Consider the following 17125-nt stretch of genomic DNA (forward strand, 5'->3'; position numbering starts at 1 on the left):
GAGCCACGATCGTCTCGGCGCGCCTGGTGACGACTGATCGGCTGGCGATTGCGAGTTCACGGAAAAGACGCCTTGGCCATGGTGTGGAGGGGCGCTTACTTGCCCGCCTACGCTAGACAACTTCTCAGACCAAGTCGAATGCCTGTTCGCCAAGCAAACAAACCGGTTCTATCGGATGAAGGCGTGATCCGCCCTGTGATGCGACCGGGGCCAGTGCCGGGCCCGAGCGAGATTGAGATCCGGCCGTTCTTCGAGGCGGCGGATCTGGCCGAGTTTCTGATGCCTGAGGAGCGCTCGACGCCTCGTGAAGGGGAGCGCGGGAAGCTCGGCGTCGCCTGATAACGTCGGTTGGAGCCGGCTTATCTCCCCTGCGGACTTGGCTGAAAAGGCGCGGTGACCGCAGGCGAGACGCACCAGGCGATCGAAGCGGCCTTTTCTGAGGCGCCGCTCGGCACATCAGAAGCCGCCGGTCCGCTCCCGACCAACTCCGATCCGTCGGTGAGCGTCTGCCGAAGGTCTGAGACGGGTGGCATGGGGCAGGTCAGACCGCGAAGAGTTGCACGAGGTCGGGCGAGGAGCGCAGCCGACGCATCGTCATCCGCGCCGGGCCGCCTCGATCGCCGCGACGTCGATCTTGCGCATGGTCATCATGGCCGTGAAGGCGCGTTTCGCCGCCTCGCCGCCTCGCCGCCAGCCGCCATCGCGGCGGTGAGCACGCGCGGCGTGATCTGCCACGAGATGCCCCAGCGATCCTTGCACCAGCCGCAGGCGCTTTCCTGTCCGCCGTTGCCGACGATCGCGTTCCACAGACGATCCGTCTCCGCTTGGTCGTCCGTGGCGATCTGGAACGAGAAGGCCTCGTTGTGCTGGAAGACGGGCCCGCCGTTCAGGCCGATGCACGGGATGCCAGCCACCGTGAACTCGACCGTCAGCACGTCGCCCGCCTTTCCCGACGGGTAGTCGGCCGGCGCCCGGTGGACGGCCCCCATCGCGCTCTCTGGGAAAGTCTCGACGTAGAAGCGGGCGGCAGCCTCGGCGTCTTTGTCGTACCAGAGGCAGATCGTGTTCTTGGCGACCATGGTGGCTCCTCCCTCACGCTGCTGGCGACCGGGCATCGCCTTCGACCCGCATGGATGCCGCAGCATGACGTCCATCCAACCATCAGGCGTCAGGCCTGCAAAGGGTGGCGGCCGACATCCAGCGGTCGCCGCGGGGGTGACGGCTTCGCGCCCATCTCGGCCGTTCAGCGGGTTCATCCGTTCGCTCCAAAGCGGACGCTCAGGACGATAGGCGAAGGTCCGCAACAGGTCGGGAGCTGCCCCTCGTAGCGTGCCCATCGCGGTCGGCCCCGCAGGCCGCCTCGTTGCGACGCCGCCTCAAGGGATGCGTGCCGACCGCGCAGGAGCATCCGTTTGATTTCCTGACTCGCAATCCTTACAGGTTTAAGTGTATGGAAAACCGTCGTTATTTTGACATATCGAGTTTCGTCCAACATGGCGGAGGAAGATCCGCCAGGTAGGTTTCGGAGCAACGGATCGTTCGAAGTTGGCCAGCATTCCTCAGGATGAAGAGGGCTTCGCGATGAAAGTCACCGCAGACATCGACTGCACCCCTGAGGAGGCTCGAGTATTTTTGGGCTTCCCTGATGTGCAGCCTCTTCAGGCCGCAGTCATGGCTCACATGGAGAAGCGGATGCTAGCGGAGTTCGCCCGCTTCTCACCGGACCGCCTGATGAAGACTTGGATGTCACTCTTTGGGCAGAACCCGCCGGCTCGCGCCTCGGGCGCTAGGCGAGATGTACCAAAAGGCTCCTGACCCACGCCGTAAAGCGTCTCGGAAGCCCAGCAACAACCTTTCGAGACGTACTGGCAAGCGTCTCGCAGCGGCGCCTCGAATGAGTATGCCCATCTGGGATCGAGTGTCTCAATTAGGCGCCCTGCACCGAGCGCGATCGGTGAGCCAGGTCAAGCCTGAGTGAGAGGTCGATCCGGCAGCATCGCGCGCGAGGTGGCGATCTCGAGACCGCGAGCCCCTCCACGAGATCCATGCGCTGCACCTAACCTGTCAGATCTGCGCTGGGGCATCGATCGCAACAGGCCCCACCCGCCGCCAGGACGCGCCGTGCCCGGTGAGCCGCCGCTTCAGATCCTGGAAGCCCAGGTAGAGCGACAATTCGCGACCGCGCAGGCCCGGCAGCGCCTTGGGATCCAGCCCGGTCCAGGGGAGGAACGGGTTGCGCCGGATATAGGTGTGCACGGTCACGCGGGTGCTCGCCCGCAGGCTCGGGGCGCGGGCATGGAAGCCGAAGGTGTCGGCGATCACCAGCGTGTTGGCCGGCACCGCCACCCGGACCGGCTTTCCGTAGCCGAGCGCGCCGAGCTCCTCCTCGCGGATGCGGAAGGACCCGGCGGCATGATGGCTGTTGGCGGCGCTCCGCGCCGCGATGCTCTGCTCCCGTTCCCAGGCGAGCCGCTCCGGGGTCGCGCAGTGCGACCCCGGCACGTACACGAAGGGGCCGTCCTCCTCCGCCACGTCATGCAGGAAGAACCAGCCCTTGGTGGTGGCGTGGAAGGTGTCGGCGTGCAGCGCGGTCTGGGGATCGTTCGGGCCGTCGGGCTCCGCCACCACGGTCTGCAGGTAATAGACCGGCTCGCCGGCCCGGGAGGCGGCGTAATAGGTCAGGCCGCGCAGGGTCGGGTTCCGGGTGAGCGCAGCGAGCTGCGGCAGCCCCGGAAGATTGTCCCGCCCGAGCGGCACCATCCGCTGGACGGCCTGGCCCTGGCGCAGCTCCCGCGCCGGGAAGGAGCGCCCGAAGACCTCCTCCTTGAGCGCCCGGAAGGCTTCGGGATCCAGGAAATCTCGCTTGATGACGATGCCGTCGCGATCGAAGGCGGCGCGATCCGCCGGATCGATCAGGGCGCCCAGGCGGGCGCGGCGGCGCTCTGCCATGCGGCCCGCCAGTTGCACGCGCGCCACGTGGAGGCCGAGGCGGTTGAGCGTCGGATTGCCGAGGATCGGGTTCTTCGAGAACGACTTGTCGGCCCCGGCGACGCCCGCGAGCCAGATCGGCACGCGGGCGATCGACGCGAGGGTTCCGGCTGCGCGGGCGGCTGTGCGGGTGAATGACATGATGCGTTTGCCCCGTGGTGCTGCCGTGTCTCAGGGCTCGGACAGAACCGGATCGCCTGCACGGACCTGCCCGCCGTTGCGCCATTGGCTGCGGCCAAGCCCCAGGCGCTCCCAGAGCGCGAGCGCCGCCCAGAACAGGGCGATCTTGCGGCGCTTGAGCAGCGGAGCCGACCACAGGTCCAGGCCGACGAAGGGCAGGAACGGATTGCGACGGTTGGCGGCGTAGATCTCGATGCGAATACCCGGACGGACCGTCGCTCCCCGAGCATGGAAGCCGCAGGTGTCCCCCACAACGAGGGTGTTGCCGGGCACCGCGAACTGAGTGGGCTCCGAGAGGCCGAGACGCGGCAGCTCGTCTGGCCGGATCCGAAAAGCGCCGCCCACCGCCTTGGCGGGATCGCACGCCTCAATGCTCCGGCGCCGCTCCCAAGCGAGCCGCCGCTTGGTCCGGCTCGCCGAGCCGCGCACATAGGTGAACGGCCCCTCGTCGGCCGGCACGTCGTGCAGGAAGAGCCACGCCTTCATGGTGGGATGGAAGGTGTCCATGTGCAGGTCGAGCTGCGGATCGGCCGCGGGGCCGTCGAGCTGGGAGAAGATGGTCTGGATGTAGACCTCCGGCTCCACGTCGAAGCTCGCCACGTAGCGCAGCCGGCCCTGAAACTCCGGCAGGGCGAGAAGGCGGCGGCAGGCCGGCAGGTGGCGCAGATTGGCCGGCGTCAGGGGCACGCGCCGGGTGATTGCGTTGCCCTCCCGGAACTGCTTGGCAGGCAGCGCGACCGAGGTGACCTCGCGCACCAACTCCGCGAAGTGCTCGGGCGAGAGGAAGTCCCGCGTCTCGACGTAGCCCTGCTCGTCGAGCTGGCGGCGGTCTTCAGCGCTCACCAGATGCTCCAGCCGCCGTCGCCGCCACTCCGTCAACGCTGAAGCCGTGTTGACGCGCCAGACGTGCAGCCCGCGCCGGTTCAGGCGGGCACTGCCGAGAATGGGATTAGTCCGAAAGGACTTGGCGCCGGTCAGGATCTGAGCGGCGTGGATGGGCGCGAGCAGCACACGCGAAAGCATGGTGATCATACCGGGCAACCAAATACACAGTCGCGCGTGGTACTTCGCGAACAGGGCCGGAAAGGGGCCGTGTTTTGTTTCTATTTCTAATCTGAGGCGTGTTGCTAAATTGCAACTGCCTTTATAGCTTGAGCATTGGCCGGAACCGCTATTCGTCAAAAATCGAAATGCCTGTGCGCACCTCCCAATCGTTTCCGGTGCGCCCGATCGAAGACAGGGCCCCGACGGCTCGATCGAGCGACGTCCACGGGAGGAACGGGTTACGCTGACCGATTCCCCAGACTTCAACTCGCGTCGACGGACGGGCGCTCCGGCCGCGGGCGTGAAAGCCGAATGTGTCCGCAACCACAAGGGTATTGGCCGGCACGGCAATAGGTATGGGCATCTGGAAACCAAGATCCTCCAGCTCGGCCTCACTGATCCGGAAGGAACCTTGCCTCGTCTCAAAATCAGCCGAGGAAACTGCGGTTAGGCTCATGCGCCGTTCCCACTCAAGGCGCTGTGGAGTGAGTCGATGGGAGCCGCGGACATAAGTAAATGGACCGCTGTCCTCTTCAACATCTGTGAGAAAAAGCCAAGCCTTGACCGTAGGATGAAACGTATCAGCGTGCAGCACCGTCTGCGGGTCGTCCTCACCGTCGGAGGCTTGCTGCAAAACGGCTTGCAGGAACATGCTCGGTTCCGAGTCCCGGCTGCCGACGTAACGGATGAGCCCTTGCCACGTCTCTGATCCACAAACCTGTTTCAAGCTCGGCAACTGATCAAGCAGCTTACTGCCAATCGTCACCTTGCGCAGAACCGTCCGCCCCTCGGCTTTTTCCCGGATGGGCCCTCTGTAAGCCTGGACCTCGTCGCGCAGTCTTGCGAAGGCATCATCAGGCAGAAAGCGACGCTTGATCACGAAGCCGTCTCGGTCGAAAGCGGCGCGGTCTTCGCCCGACACTCTGGACGCGAGCCTTGCGCGACGAGCCGCTGCGAGGCGGGCCGCAAGTTCGACCCGCTTGGCGTGCAGCCCCCACCGGTTGAGCTGGCGGCTTCCGATCAGGGGGTTGTGCTCGAACGACTTGGCAGCAGTCGCGAGCTGCAGAGGCCACAGCGGAGCAGTGGCTACATGTACTAAGCTGCGCATGCGCGCCTCCTCCCAACTGTGCTGATGTGTGCAAACGGAAACGGTTCTGCCAGAAACGGTAGTTGATTTAACGACAACGTAGATGGATGTGTTCGGACGGATTGTGACATATTTTGGGCAGCAATCGAGTGATAACCTGTGTTTATTCTGCTGGGAAAATTCGTCGCGAGCCCGACGTGGTCAGCAGGACGATTACCGCGGGTCCATCGCAGACGCGAGTACCGCCGGGCCCGAGCGCCGTCGCCTCGCCCCCACACGCGGCGGTTCGCTGACGAGGGGGATCAATCATCACGGCTTAAGCTGGGGCGGTGCCCATGTGCGGCATCGCCCAGACGCTGGCCTCCGCAGGCAAGGCCGTCTATGGGCCGGCCCGGCTTCCTCCTCGACCAGTCCTGCATGACAGATCGCCCCGTCGTCCTCGACATCACCCGCCTCGTCCTTCGTCTGGCCCATGCGAGCCCGACCGGCATCGACCGGGTCGATCTCGCCTATGCGCGGCACTACCTCGGGCAGGAGGCGCCGCGGTTCGGGCTGATCACGACGCCCTTCGGACCCAAGCTCCTCGATCGGGGCGAAGCGTCGGCGATCGTGGAGGCGGTCGCCTCGGGCTGGGTCGAGGGCAGCACTGCGGAGGCCGACCCGGTCTACCGCGCCCTCGCGTTGCGCCTCGGCACCAGCGTCGCTCCGGCTCCGTTGGCGCCGCCTCCGCCCCGGCGCCGGCGGATCCAGGCGGCGATTCGGTGGCGGGTCGCCCGAGCCCCCGGGATCGGCGGGCTGCCGCGCGGCGCCCTCTATCTCCACACCTCGCACCTGCGCCTCGACCGGCCCCGCCGGTTCGACTGGCTCTACGAGCGCTGCGACGTGCGGCCGGTCTTCTTTGTCCACGACATCATCCCGATCGAGTATCCCGAATACGGGGGTGACGGGGAAGCGGTGCGCCACGCGGTGCGGATGCGGACCGTCTCGCGCCACGCCGCCGCCGTGGTGGTGAACTCGGCCGATGTCGGGTCGCGGTTCTCCGCTTACCTCGCGGCGCGGCGCCTCCACGTCCCGCCCGTCACGATCGGCCCGCTCGGCATCGAGCCGGCGTTCTCCGACCGCACGGGGCCGGCGCTCACGCCGGACCGCCCGACCTTCATCGCCTGCGGGACGATCCAGCCCGTCAAGAACCATTACGGGCTTCTCACCCTCTGGCGGGAGCTCGATGCCCGGCACGGGCCGCGCACGCCGCGCCTCGTCATCGCCGGGCGCCGGGGCTGGAAGAGCCGGAACGTAATTGACCTCCTCGACCGCTGCCCGGCGGTGCGCCGGCATGTGGTTGAGGTCGCGGGGCTCTCGACGGCGGGTCTCGTGCGGCTGATGCGGGGCGCCACCGCCCTGCTGATGCCCTCCTTCGCGGAGGGCTACGGCCTGCCCATGGTCGAGGCGGCCGCCGCGGGCCTTCCGGTCGTGGCCTCAGACATCCCGGTGCACCGGGAGGTCGCGGAGGCCTTCGCCGCGTTCATCCACCCGCTCGACGGATTGGGCTGGATGCGGGTCGTGGAGGAGTTAATGGCAACCCACTCGCCGCTACGCCGGACCCTGGCGGAGCGCCTGGTCGGCGTCGCTCCGCCGACCTGGGATGACCATTTCGCGCGGGTCGATCCGATGCTGGCGGATCTTGCATGATGCGCGTGGCTTCCCTCGCGCGCGGGTGAGGGGATCCCACGAGGCCTGTCGCTAACGCAGCGGCGTTCACGGGCTGTTAGGCATGCCCGCCCAGCGTGCTGCCTCCATCCCGGAGCTGGCCACGATCCGCACCGTCCTCTCTACCAACCGAGGGTAGTCGGTTCCATACGCCGCCCTTATGCGAATGGGATGAGGATCGGCAGGTGCGAGTCGAAGGGTTTCGACAGGTCCGCTCTCGGGTGTCGAGCGGCCAATTCGACGGCACTGATCGAAGGTCCACAAGTGGCGCATCTGAGCCATTGGCCGAACCGAATTTGAACGGGTGGGAACAGCGCTCAGCATACCGGCAGCTTTGCAGCAGAACGCTTTATAGCTGTCTGGTCGCGGAACGTCGCTGGGATCAGGTATATTGGCCGATCGAGGAGCAGGCTTGGCGCTTCAAGCCGACCCGGCGCTCCTCCTCCAGGAGGACGCGCTGATGCTCGCGATCCACCCGAACGCCCGCACCACCCCGGCCGTGCGCGCCGAAATCGCCCGCTCCCCCGAGCCCTCCGGGGTGCTGGCCCAGCGCTTCGGCGTCTCCACCGAGACCATCCGCAAATGGCGCAAGCGCGGCCCGGCCGACTGCCAGGACCGCTCCGCTCGACCCCACAAGCTGCCCTGGAAAGCCAGCGCGGCGGAGCGCGCCGTCGTGTGCGCGCTCCGCCGCGCCACCGGCTTCCCGCTCGATGATCTCACCTTCATCGTCAGCCACTTTCTGCCGCATCTGAACCGCGACGCGGTCTACCGCATCCTCAAGGCCGCAGGCCTCAACCGGCTCACCCCTGCCGACCGCACCCGCAAGCCGCACAGCGCGTTCAAGGAGGACGAGGTCGGCTTCGTGCACCTGGACGTGAAACACCTGCCCAAGCTGCAGGATCGGGACGGCATCACCCGCAAGCGCTCCCTCTAGGTCGCCATCGACCGTGCCGCGCGCTTCGTGCGTCTGGCCGTCAAAGACGACGAGATGGCTGCCTCGGCGATCGCCTTCCTGGAGGAGGCGCTTGCGGCCCTGCCGTTTCGGGTCACGCATATGCCGACCGACTGCAGCTCCTGCTTCACCGCCGATGAGTTCGAGACGGCCTGCCGGCGGCACGGTGTGGAGCACCGCACGACCCGGCCCTCCACGCCGCGCTACCTTCGGGATGGTGGAGCGCTTCAACGGGCGGGTGCCGCGCGAGGTCTTGGGCATCACGCTCTATCGCCATCGTGACCTTGAGACGGTGCTGGCCGGCTTGAACACGGCCGACAACGGCCGTCGTCAGCGTGCCCTGAAGAGCCGCTCCCCGGACCTGGTGCTGCGTGATCGCCTGAAGGCGAAACCCGCGTTGGCCAAACCCACCACGAAGCCGCCTGACCCGGACGCGCTCCCCAAAGCGCTCCAGGTTGTTGCGTCCACCAAGGAGGTTTCGCATCCAGACAGATAGATGCCCTTGGGGTTCATACTCGCCCGGCTTGGTGCTCGGGAAAGCTGGGCGCGCCCATTCAGCTACCGCGTTGGGTGAGCCTTCCCGCTGAGGTGGATCCGGGACGTGCTGGCCATCGGCGCCGACGCGTATCGCTGATGCTCTCCGATGTGGTCAGGTCTTCAAGACGACACATGCGCCGCCGGCCACACGGATTTTCGTGCAGAGTGCATCCGCTTGCTCCCGGTTCTGGGCCGGGATGCGGACCCTGTAGAATGCCCCGCTACCCCGGTTCAGTAGACGTGTGCCAATGATCATCGGGCGTGCCTGCCCGATCACTTGCGCGTACGTGGAGCGCGCACGGGCGAAGCTCTCGAGTGCCTGCGCCTTCGAAAAGTTTCCGGCCAGTTGAACACCCCAGGGTCCCCACGGCGGGGGAGCTGGCGGAACGATGACGCGGTCAATCACAGGGGGCGTCGGACGCTCAAGACGTGAAGGCAAACGCAGGGCCGCCGTGACCTGCAGGCAATTCGGGGCAGCCTCTGCCCGCTGATAGGCGGCCATGTGCCCGGCTGGACCGGCGGCGGGCTTCGCGGTGTGAGCCTCTGCCGGCTCGCTTGCGGCGTCTTCGCGACCACCTTTACCGGTGAAGGCCGAGCTGCGACCCTCCGTGACGGCGGCCTGTCGCTGCCCGGCCGTGGCCGGCCGCCACTCTTCCGCTGGTCTCCCAGTTACCGCATAGACGTAGGCGCGGGTCTCAGCAGGCAAGCTGCCCGAGCCGGCAATCCAGCTGGCCACGCGGGCCGGTCCGCCGTTATAGGCGGCTGCGGCAAGACCGAGATTGCCGAACCGCTTGCGCAGGTCAGCCAGGAGGTGTGCTGCGTGTGGAATGGCTTGCTCAGGGTCGAAGGGATCGGCGAGGCCGCGCTCGCGTGCGGTGCCGGGCATGAACTGAGCCACTCCCTGCGCCCCCGCGGCGCTGACGGCACCCACCCGGAAGCTACTTTCTCGCCAGATCAGACGCGTGAGAAAGGACACCGGCAGCCCTTGGGCCCTAGCCGAGCTTTCGACGATCCGGCAGAGCGCCTGCTCGACGGTCTCCGTCGCAGCCGTGCCGGGGGCGGTTTGCGCCGCGGGTGCAACGAGCGAGGCCCCAACCACGCTGGTGAGGAGCGTACGCGCAAGCTTCTCAGTCACTGGGCCGATTTTAGCCTCTGCAGCCCGCGGTTCAACACAAGGACCATGATTGCGGGGCAATGTGACCGCAGTACCGAAACGCACCCATTCTCGATGAAGTGCTCCGGTTTGGCGTGCAGATAGCAAAATACGCCAGGCAGGTCGCCATCGCATTCTGGAGAGAAAAGCGGCACGGGCGCGAAACGGCGTCTGCATGCCATCGTTGGCGGGCATAGCTGGCGCGAGAGGTCAAACCGAGGGTAGCGGCTGAGGCAAATGCAGCACGGAGGCTCAACCGCCAGGAAACCACGCTACTCGTCGTCGCCCAGATCAGGGTTTCGGGCGGACATAAAGGGGCACAGCCCACGCCTGACATCGACGGTTTTGGGGCTGGAGCAGTCGATGTCGCCCGCCCAGGGATGTAGGCGGATCGTCCATGGGTCGACGTCGTCGATCCCGCCAATGGCATAGGTTCTTCGGGTCAGGACGGCCCACCGGGGCGGCACTGGTCTGGAGGCCACGACGGGATGAGTTCTCCGGACCAGGGCGACCTGCCGGGGCGGCTCCGGTCTGGAGACCACGACGGAATGGGTTCTTCGGGCCAGGATGGTCTGTCGGTGCGACACCGGTTTGGAGGGGCCTGTCGCAAACGCGAACGCGCCGGCGTTCATGGAGCGTTAGGCATATCCGCTCAGCTTGCCGCCTCCGCCCCGGAGCCGGCCCATGATCCTCACCGCCCTCGCCCTCAAGCTGAAGCGGCAGGCCCGTGGCGACTTCCGGAGTCGGCATGTCGAGGCCACGCTCATCGTCCAGGCCGTCTTCTGGTCCCTGTGCCCTATGCCCTGAGCGACCGCGACATCGAGGAGATGCTCGTGTAGCGCGGCCTGAAGGTGGACCACTCCACCATCACCCGCTGGGTGCTCGCCGACGCCCCAACCATCGGGCGTCGCCTGCGCAGCTTCCACAAGCCGCACTGCGGATCCGTGCGCGTCGATGAGACCTCCATCCGGATCCGCGGCCAGGGGCGCTCCCTGGACCGGGCCATCGACAAGCATGGCGAGCCGGTCGATTTTCTCCTCACCGCCCACCGCGATCTCGATGCCGCCAAGCGCTTCTTCTGCAACATGCTGCACGATCAGCCGCTTCTCGCCCCGGACCGGATCGGCACGGATGGGGCCGGCCCCGACCCGCCGGCCCTCGCCGCGAGCCGGGAGGACGGCCTGCTGCCCCACGCGCCCACTCACCATGTCACCAAGCCCCTGCAGCAAGGGGATCGCGAGCGACCACTTCCGGGTCAAGCGGCCCATGCCGCGGGTGGGTGGCTTTCCAGTCATTCGCGTCAGCGCGGCGCCCGATCCAGGGCTTCGCGGCCATGCGGTGGCTGCGCACGGGCTTCGGCTTCGCGGGGGCGTGGACGGTGCGCGAGCAGAACCAGCTGCTCGCCTCCTTCGGTCTTCCCGTCGCGAACAAAGCGTGAAAGCGAGACGGCGGAGCCCCTTCTGCGCCTCGGCTCCGAGTTTGCGACAAGCCCCGCCGTAGCGTTTGGCGGCGCCCTCACGCTCATTGGTGCACTTTCCGGCCAGCGCACGCGAGCCTCCGCTGGCGTAGCGTGCGTCAGCCTGAGCATCTGCCTTGACGGCCACTCACGCTCGCCCCTCAAGAGGGCTCAAGAGAGACTGTTGCACAGCCGGTGCCGGGAGGACCGGACGGACCACAGGGTGTCTCTCGTGACGAGCTTGGATTGCGCGAGCGGTGAGCCTTGTATCTCTGAGTTGCCCGCTGGAGCGATGCCAGCGAGGCTACAAGGTGAGGGTCAGCCCGCGTTCGCCTTGGGCTTGCAAGCCCGCGACAGAGCATGGTGCGGCCCTCACCTTCACAGTCCCGAACCCGGACAGCCGCTCGGGCCCGAGCCCGCATTTGCAAGGTAGGGTCATGGACGAACACCGCACCATCTTCGTCGGCATCGACGTATCCAAGGACCGCCTCGACGTTCATCTGAGACCCTCGGACGAGGCGTTGCATGTCCCACGGGACGCGAAAGGGCTGGATACCCTCGCTCGCCGTCTTGGCCGCCTCCCTGTCGCTCTCGTCGTCCTTGAAGCCACAGGCGGCTTCGAGGCGAGCGTGGCTGCAGCGTTGGCAGCGGTCGGGCTGCCGCTCTGCATCGTCAACCCACGCCAGATCCGCGATTTCGCCAGAGCCATGGGTCGTCTGGCGAAGACCGACACGCTCGACGCTGAGGTCATTGCCCTCTTCGCTGAACGCATCAGACCACCGGCCAGGCCCCTGCCGGAGCCGGAGAGAAGCCATTTTGCCGAGCTTGTGAGCCGGCGGCGGCAGATCATCGGGATGATCGGTATGGAGACGAACCGTCGCGATCAAGCCGTGGACAAGCAACTGATCCGGCGAGTCGACCGGCACATCGCCTTCTTGGAGCGGGAGCTCGTGGAGCTCGACCGCGACATCGACCGAGCCATCAAGGCCTCTCCGGTCTGGTGCGAGACCGAGGCGTTGCTCAAGTCCGTCCCCGGGATCGGTGACGTCACCGCGCGCACGCTTCTGGCTCAGTTGCCTGAGCTCGGCACCATTGGCCGCCACCAGCTTGCAGCACTCGTCGGCATCGCTCCGATCAACCGCGACTCGGGCCTGATGCGAGGCCGCCGGTCCATCGCGGGCGGGCGAACGTCAGTGCGGGGCGTGCTGTACATGGCCGCTCTGACCGCGATCCGGCGAGGCTCTCCCTTCCGGCCCTTTTATGAGCGGCTCACTCAGCGCGGTCGGCCGAGGAAGGTCGCCCTCGTGGCCGTAATGCGAAAGCTCCTGGTGACGCTCAACGCCATCGTCCGCGAACGCACGCCCTGGCGGCCACTCGCCGCTTGACCTTCAACACAGCCGCTCAGTCGTCGTGGCGCTGCCGTGGCGAATTTGTCCCATAGCGCGTCCCTTTACGCTAGGTCAGGCGTACCACCACACAACGGGACTGAACATCAGCTGGATGGGGCTCGAAGGGCAGCGTGACGGCGGCAACGATGGGGCAGAGAGCAGCCAGGGCAATCGATACGACTGACCACCCAGCGCACCGATGGATGATGATGCCGTGATCGCGGGCGCCTTCAAGGCCGAGGAGCCGGCCTAGATCGGCTTCAGATATACCGTCGTGTCGATGCCTGGCCTCTCGGCATCCTCGCCAGCGGCCTCTACTGCGTCTTCAATGATCGTCTTGAAGACAATGCCGGTGTGAACGGTCCCATCCTTGGTAAGGATGACCTCATACCTGGGCGTGAATCCCTGATAGTCATGCTCAACGACCATTACGGCGTTGCCTGGATCAGGTGGCTTCTGTCCATCCTTCCAGATCTTCACTGCAAGCATGATCCCTCCTCCCGTTCCTGATTGTGTTTCAAGCCATAGTTATGCGCCAGAGCTCTGCGCGCTGATTTCTCGACTCTGGCAGAAGCACAACACATGCCCCCTGCACCCCTCGATGGCGTTGTGCCAGCGGGCCAAGGCCGCTTCGAGTGGAGATCCTGGCGCCTCGGCCCGGGGCAGGTGCTTCGCCCCCATCAGCAGAGCAGCGCCGCCTGAGCTTTGCTTATGGGATGCGACAACCCGCGAGCTCTCAGTCAACGTCGAGGACGGCCGGGTGGGTGCAATGGGTCGGCGCGCGGCCTGTGGGCGCCGGTTACCCGAGGCGGGGCGCCGAAGGAGCTCGCTGAGGCCCTGCACCGGCTCCCGCGCGCCGAGCGCGATGCCGTGAACCGGACGGTGGGTGAACTGGAAGTTGCGGCCTACGAGCGGGCGTTCGACCGCATCGGCACGGCCGCCTGACTATCCCGAGATCCCGTGCCGGGGCACCGACCGGCACGGGTCGGCTCCTTGGGACCCATGCTGGTGATCTCCATTCACACCGCTGCTTGCTGAGGGATGGGTGGGGCCTTCGGGAGAAGCCCGCTGCGAGGGCTTGTCACGTTGGGCAGCGTTCCGGCTTGCCACGGCTGATCGAGCGCCGTAGCCGGTCCGGATGAACGCGCTCTCGTACGCCGGCTGCCGCTTCCCGCCCGATATCATCCACACGGCGTGCTGGATGATCTCGGCGGGAAACTGGTGGCGGGCTACGATAGGAACTGTATGCCCCCTGCCCTACCCCGACTAGCACTTCCCGTCACCGGTTCGCGTGACAAAGCTGTCTCACAAACTGCGGACGGTACAGAGTCTAGCTCGACTCGAATCCGGAGCACGATTCGCTTTGGCGCTGTTGATTCGCTCAGATTCGCAGTTGAATTCCATAACGGATCTGATCGGAGCAGAGTCTCGCCCCGTTTCGAGACAAAAGCGCGCAGCTGCAAGCTGTGCTATGTGCTGTACATAGTGATCTAAGGTTGCATCCACCGTCCAATTTCCGCTTGGCATTGCCCTTGCCGGCGGATTCATGACAGGACTCGTAACGCTACGAGTCGTGGAGCGGATGTGTATGGCTGACCCTCTGTCTCAAGCGCGCGTGAAGAAGCTGCGGGAGGCCCGCAAGGCCCTCGGCGAGCGTGAGACGAATGTATGGGTGCCGGCGCACATCCAGGCCGCGATCGACAGGGCTGTTGAAGCGGGGCAGTTCCCGAATCGGCGCCTGGCGATCATTCACGCCTTGGAGCAGACCTTTGCGGAGCGAGACATGTAGGCGTCGGCAAAGCAAAAAGGCCCCGAGGTGGGGACCTCGAGGCCTTTTGGATCTCATAGGGTGCTGGGGAGCACCTAGAAGACCGGATTAGCACCCTCCTTCTAGCGCCTCCCTCCTGCATCGTCAATGACGCCCGACTCGGGCGAACGGTCCCGCTTTGCCTCCCTCAAGGAGGTGTGGAGTGGAGATGGTTCAGACCGGGAGCCGGCCGCTGACGCGCGCCGCTCTCGCAGGGAGGAGACGCGCCCTCGATGATGGGCGGACGGTGACGCGCAGGGAGTTGTCTGCATCCGCCCGGGAGGCCGCCAAGGCGCTTAGCCTGCGCCCGGCGTTGCGCCTGGTGCTCTCCGAGCTCGTCGCCGCGTGGGGCGAGCAGGCGTGGTCGCGCCTGATCGTGTGGCCCTCGAACGAGTACCTCGTGTCGCGGACTGGGCTATCTGAGCGCGCCGTGCGCTACGCATTGCGCGATCTCGTGGCCCTGGAGCTCATGACGCCGAAGGACTCCGCCAACGGCAAGCGCTACGCCATTCGGGCGCCAGACGGCGCGATCGTCGACGCGTTCGGGTTCGACCTGACGCCGCTCTATGCGCGACGGGGTGAATGGGCGACCGCGATCAAGGCGCGCGCCGAGGAACTCGAGCGCCGCCGCCGCGCCTTCGATCTGCTGACGATCCACCAGCGTGCCGTCGCCGAGGCGCTGCGCGCGCTCGCGAGCCGCTACCCCGAAACGCCAATCGCCGACCTCGCCGAGGTCCGGGCAAGCCTCGAAGCGTCCTCGCCCAGCCGCCGGGGCAGCGGCGATCCGACGTTCGTGCTCGAGGCTTGGGTCGAACTGCGCCAGATGGTCGAGGAACGCTTCTACGCAGCCGGCAATGACGGCAAGCCCTGCCGCCACAATGAAACAAACAACGGATCCCCCAGTGAGTCTTGGAGCAAAAGCTCACCGGGAACGGTTGGGGCCGTCCGCTACATCGAACGGCCGACCGTGGGTCTGCAGCCATCGCTGGTGATGGAAGCCTGCCCTGTGGTGCGCGATCTGGTGAGCGGGGAGATCCGCGAAGAGCACGACATTCTCGATGCCGGCCGGCAGCTGCGGGCCTCGATCGGGGCGCACCAGAGCGCGTGGGTCGAGGCGTGCAAGGCGCTGGGACCACATCAGGCGGCTCTCCTCGTGCTCATCGTTGCGCAGCTCCACGACGATGATGTCTCGTCGGGCCAGAACCGGATTCGCAATCCAGGCGGTTACTTCCGGCGTCTCGTGCGCCTTGCTGCGGAAGACCGCTACAGTCCCGAGGCTGAGCTCCTGGCCATGCGCCGACGCCGCCTGACATAGAGGCCATGATGTCAGAAAAGATCGTTCAATATGTGATGGTGCTGCGTCGTTGATTTCCTGTGTACGTCACCTTGACCATTGGGAGCGGCTGGCCACCTTCTGGTGGCATCTCGGGGGCGCAGCCTACGGGGAGCCAGGCTCGGCCCCGCGGTCCGAACAGGGCGGCACGAGATGCACGCGCAGAATCGACTGCACGATCGTCTTCAGCGGCGTCCGCTGGCGAACGATCTGGGTCGCGACGGGCGATGAGACCGAGCTCGGCGTTCGCGTCCTGACGACCGAGGCCGTTTTCAAGATCGCCCCGGTCGGCGGCCGGCCCGCGGCTCGTCACATCCCAGGTGAGCCTCCCGTCCCCTGCCCCGAAGCGAGCGATGCCAGGATCCGGTCCGTGGCCGCGCGAGCCGTCGCTGCCGTGACAACCCATGCGGCCGGCCTGCCCCGGGTCACTGCGGTCCACGCTGCCGAGAGCGACCATGCCACGCTCGGCCACGCGGCGGTCCGCGGGAGCCGCCAACCGTCTCGGCTTGATAGAACCTTCGGGCGCAAGCATTGCGGTGACGCGGGCCACGCCCGCGCGGCGCGTGTGGCGGACCGCGGGGCCGTGGTTCTGGTGCGCCGAGGCCAATCTGTCCCTGGAGCCGTGCGCGACAGCGCGTCCTGGATCTCCGTCCTGAGCGGCGACACACGCGCGATCATTTCGGCTGCCGTGCCTGCCGCACGGTCAAGGAACTCCACGGCCTGCAACCTGGCGCGCCCTCAAGGGAGATCAGAAACCGCCGGGCCCATACCGCGAACGGACCGGCGCTCTACGCCTATCCAGCCGCGCCCCCGACGCTGCCGCCCGAGGCGGCCTCTCCTCATCCGATCCTCATCACCCCGTCGCCTGATCCTGAAAAGGGCTGATCCGATGAGCGCTTGTGGTGAGACGCCCTCCCCGCCGCGACCGACGCGCCCGCGATGACGATCATCCTGGTCGCCCCGGTCGCGGTCGTTCCCGAGACCGTCGGCCGTTCCGTCCGGACAGACGAGGCGAAGGCTCGACCGGAAGCACCGCGGCCGAGGGGCACCTGCAGGCCCTTGGTGTGGTTGCGGCCGGAGCGGACCGCAACGGGGACCCGGCTGGCGGACGCCACCTCGCCGCGCTTGTGCGCTGGGCCAAGGCCGGGCGGTGGTGCGGGCCGTCGCAGCCTTCGGCCGCCGCGGCCGAGGTCTTCGCGGCTTTGACCGAGTACGGGCACGGGCCGCCCGCGGTGGCCCGGAGCCTTGGAGCAATACTGCGCCCAGGTAAGCCGCGCCCGTGGTGTGTCACCGTCTCCCCTGCCCCGGCCCGGACGTCCCGGGCCAGCGCGCCAACCTTGGATCAGCCTCACCTCCCTCGCCATCATGCACGATCCTGCCCGGCCGGAAGCCGCTTGGACGGGCGCAGGCGGCGGACCCAGCCTGTCACCCCGCAGCGTTCGCGCGCTGCTCCTGTCCGACCACGTGCCCACGGCGGACAAGCCCGTCCGCTT

The 17125-nt window shown here is 66.8% G+C and carries 12 protein-coding genes and 3 pseudogenes; 9 read left to right on the forward strand and 6 right to left on the reverse strand.

All coding sequences use genetic code 11. The features are described from left to right. The first annotated feature begins 183 nt into the window (after positions 1 to 183). Positions 184 to 339 (forward strand): hypothetical protein, encoded by a 156-nt coding sequence (locus MNOD_RS47590; protein WP_244424848.1) that lies wholly within the window; start codon positions 184 to 186, stop codon positions 337 to 339. Between the two features lie 255 nt (positions 340 to 594). Here MNOD_RS47590 and MNOD_RS38200 read toward each other — a convergent pair. Then, positions 595 to 1079 (reverse strand): annotated as a pseudogene (locus MNOD_RS38200) (VOC family protein). A 502-nt stretch (positions 1080 to 1581) separates the two neighbouring features. Here MNOD_RS38200 and MNOD_RS38205 point away from each other — a divergent pair. Next, entirely contained in the window at positions 1582 to 1815 is a 234-nt protein-coding gene (locus MNOD_RS38205) for a DUF6489 family protein (protein WP_015934283.1), read from the forward strand. A 249-nt stretch (positions 1816 to 2064) separates the two neighbouring features. Here MNOD_RS38205 and MNOD_RS38210 read toward each other — a convergent pair whose 3' ends face one another. From MNOD_RS38210 to MNOD_RS38220, 3 genes are all read right to left on the reverse strand, one after another. Beyond that, positions 2065 to 3129, reverse strand: coding sequence for a phytanoyl-CoA dioxygenase family protein (locus tag MNOD_RS38210; protein WP_015934284.1), 1065 nt, complete (start codon positions 3127 to 3129; stop codon positions 2065 to 2067). A 30-nt stretch (positions 3130 to 3159) separates the two neighbouring features. After that, positions 3160 to 4200 carry a phytanoyl-CoA dioxygenase family protein gene (locus MNOD_RS38215; RefSeq protein ID WP_015934285.1) on the reverse strand — a complete coding sequence of 347 codons (1041 nt, stop codon included), beginning with the start codon at positions 4198 to 4200 and terminating at the stop codon, positions 3160 to 3162. A gap of 139 nt (positions 4201 to 4339) precedes the next feature. Continuing rightward, positions 4340 to 5320 (reverse strand): phytanoyl-CoA dioxygenase family protein, encoded by a 981-nt coding sequence (locus tag MNOD_RS38220; RefSeq protein ID WP_015934286.1) that lies wholly within the window; start codon positions 5318 to 5320, stop codon positions 4340 to 4342. Positions 5321 to 5716: 396 nt separating this feature from the next. Here MNOD_RS38220 and MNOD_RS38225 point away from each other — a divergent pair, with 396 nt between their 5' ends. Next, positions 5717 to 6988: a glycosyltransferase family 4 protein gene (locus MNOD_RS38225; RefSeq protein WP_157091595.1), complete on the forward strand. Its 1272-nt coding sequence runs from the start codon at positions 5717 to 5719 to the stop codon at positions 6986 to 6988. A 478-nt stretch (positions 6989 to 7466) separates the two neighbouring features. Next, a pseudogene (locus MNOD_RS38230) lies at positions 7467 to 8454 on the forward strand (DDE-type integrase/transposase/recombinase). A gap of 153 nt (positions 8455 to 8607) precedes the next feature. Here MNOD_RS38230 and MNOD_RS38235 read toward each other — a convergent pair. Beyond that, complete coding sequence (locus tag MNOD_RS38235; protein WP_015934288.1) at positions 8608 to 9630, reverse strand: lytic transglycosylase domain-containing protein; 1023 nt, start codon at positions 9628 to 9630, stop codon at positions 8608 to 8610. A gap of 702 nt (positions 9631 to 10332) precedes the next feature. On the opposite strand from MNOD_RS38235, the pseudogene MNOD_RS38240 reads away from it, so the two are divergent. Next, positions 10333 to 11086 (forward strand): annotated as a pseudogene (locus MNOD_RS38240) (IS6 family transposase). A 455-nt stretch (positions 11087 to 11541) separates the two neighbouring features. Further along, positions 11542 to 12489 (forward strand): IS110-like element ISMno7 family transposase, encoded by a 948-nt coding sequence (locus tag MNOD_RS38245; protein WP_012631098.1) that lies wholly within the window; start codon positions 11542 to 11544, stop codon positions 12487 to 12489. A gap of 252 nt (positions 12490 to 12741) precedes the next feature. On the opposite strand, the gene MNOD_RS38250 is transcribed toward MNOD_RS38245, so the two are convergent. Continuing rightward, positions 12742 to 12981 (reverse strand): hypothetical protein, encoded by a 240-nt coding sequence (locus tag MNOD_RS38250; protein WP_015934290.1) that lies wholly within the window; start codon positions 12979 to 12981, stop codon positions 12742 to 12744. A gap of 1099 nt (positions 12982 to 14080) precedes the next feature. Here MNOD_RS38250 and MNOD_RS38255 point away from each other — a divergent pair. The 3 genes from MNOD_RS38255 to MNOD_RS50870 all read left to right on the forward strand — a co-directional run bounded on the left by MNOD_RS38255 (position 14081) and on the right by MNOD_RS50870 (position 16575). Beyond that, positions 14081 to 14281, forward strand: coding sequence for a hypothetical protein (locus tag MNOD_RS38255; protein ID WP_015934292.1), 201 nt, complete (start codon positions 14081 to 14083; stop codon positions 14279 to 14281). A gap of 187 nt (positions 14282 to 14468) precedes the next feature. Further along, positions 14469 to 15614, forward strand: coding sequence for a plasmid replication protein RepC (gene repC, locus MNOD_RS38260; RefSeq protein ID WP_015934293.1), 1146 nt, complete (start codon positions 14469 to 14471; stop codon positions 15612 to 15614). 331 nt (positions 15615 to 15945) lie between these two features. Further along, a complete protein-coding gene (locus MNOD_RS50870) occupies positions 15946 to 16575 on the forward strand; it encodes a zincin-like metallopeptidase domain-containing protein (protein WP_425277531.1) in 630 nt (209 codons plus the stop codon). Positions 16576 to 17125 lie beyond the last annotated feature (550 nt).

The organism is Methylobacterium nodulans ORS 2060 (genome assembly GCF_000022085.1).
Taxonomy (GTDB): Bacteria; Pseudomonadota; Alphaproteobacteria; order Rhizobiales; family Beijerinckiaceae; genus Methylobacterium; species Methylobacterium nodulans.

Bases quoted from the DNA above. Each gene is read 5' to 3' on its own strand.
- MNOD_RS38205 (WP_015934283.1), top strand. From the start codon at position 1,582: ATGAAAGTCACCGCAGACATCGACTGCACCCCTGAGGAGGCTCGAGTA.
- repC (WP_015934293.1), top strand. From the start codon at position 14,469: ATGGTTCAGACCGGGAGCCGGCCGCTGACGCGCGCCGCTCTCGCAGGG.
- MNOD_RS38245 (WP_012631098.1), top strand. From the start codon at position 11,542: ATGGACGAACACCGCACCATCTTCGTCGGCATCGACGTATCCAAGGAC.
- MNOD_RS38225 (WP_157091595.1), top strand. From the start codon at position 5,717: ATGACAGATCGCCCCGTCGTCCTCGACATCACCCGCCTCGTCCTTCGT.
- MNOD_RS38255 (WP_015934292.1), top strand. From the start codon at position 14,081: ATGGCTGACCCTCTGTCTCAAGCGCGCGTGAAGAAGCTGCGGGAGGCC.
- MNOD_RS38215 (WP_015934285.1), bottom strand. From the start codon at position 4,200: ATGATCACCATGCTTTCGCGTGTGCTGCTCGCGCCCATCCACGCCGCT.
- MNOD_RS38220 (WP_015934286.1), bottom strand. From the start codon at position 5,320: ATGCGCAGCTTAGTACATGTAGCCACTGCTCCGCTGTGGCCTCTGCAG.
- MNOD_RS38210 (WP_015934284.1), bottom strand. From the start codon at position 3,129: ATGTCATTCACCCGCACAGCCGCCCGCGCAGCCGGAACCCTCGCGTCG.
- MNOD_RS38250 (WP_015934290.1), bottom strand. From the start codon at position 12,981: ATGCTTGCAGTGAAGATCTGGAAGGATGGACAGAAGCCACCTGATCCA.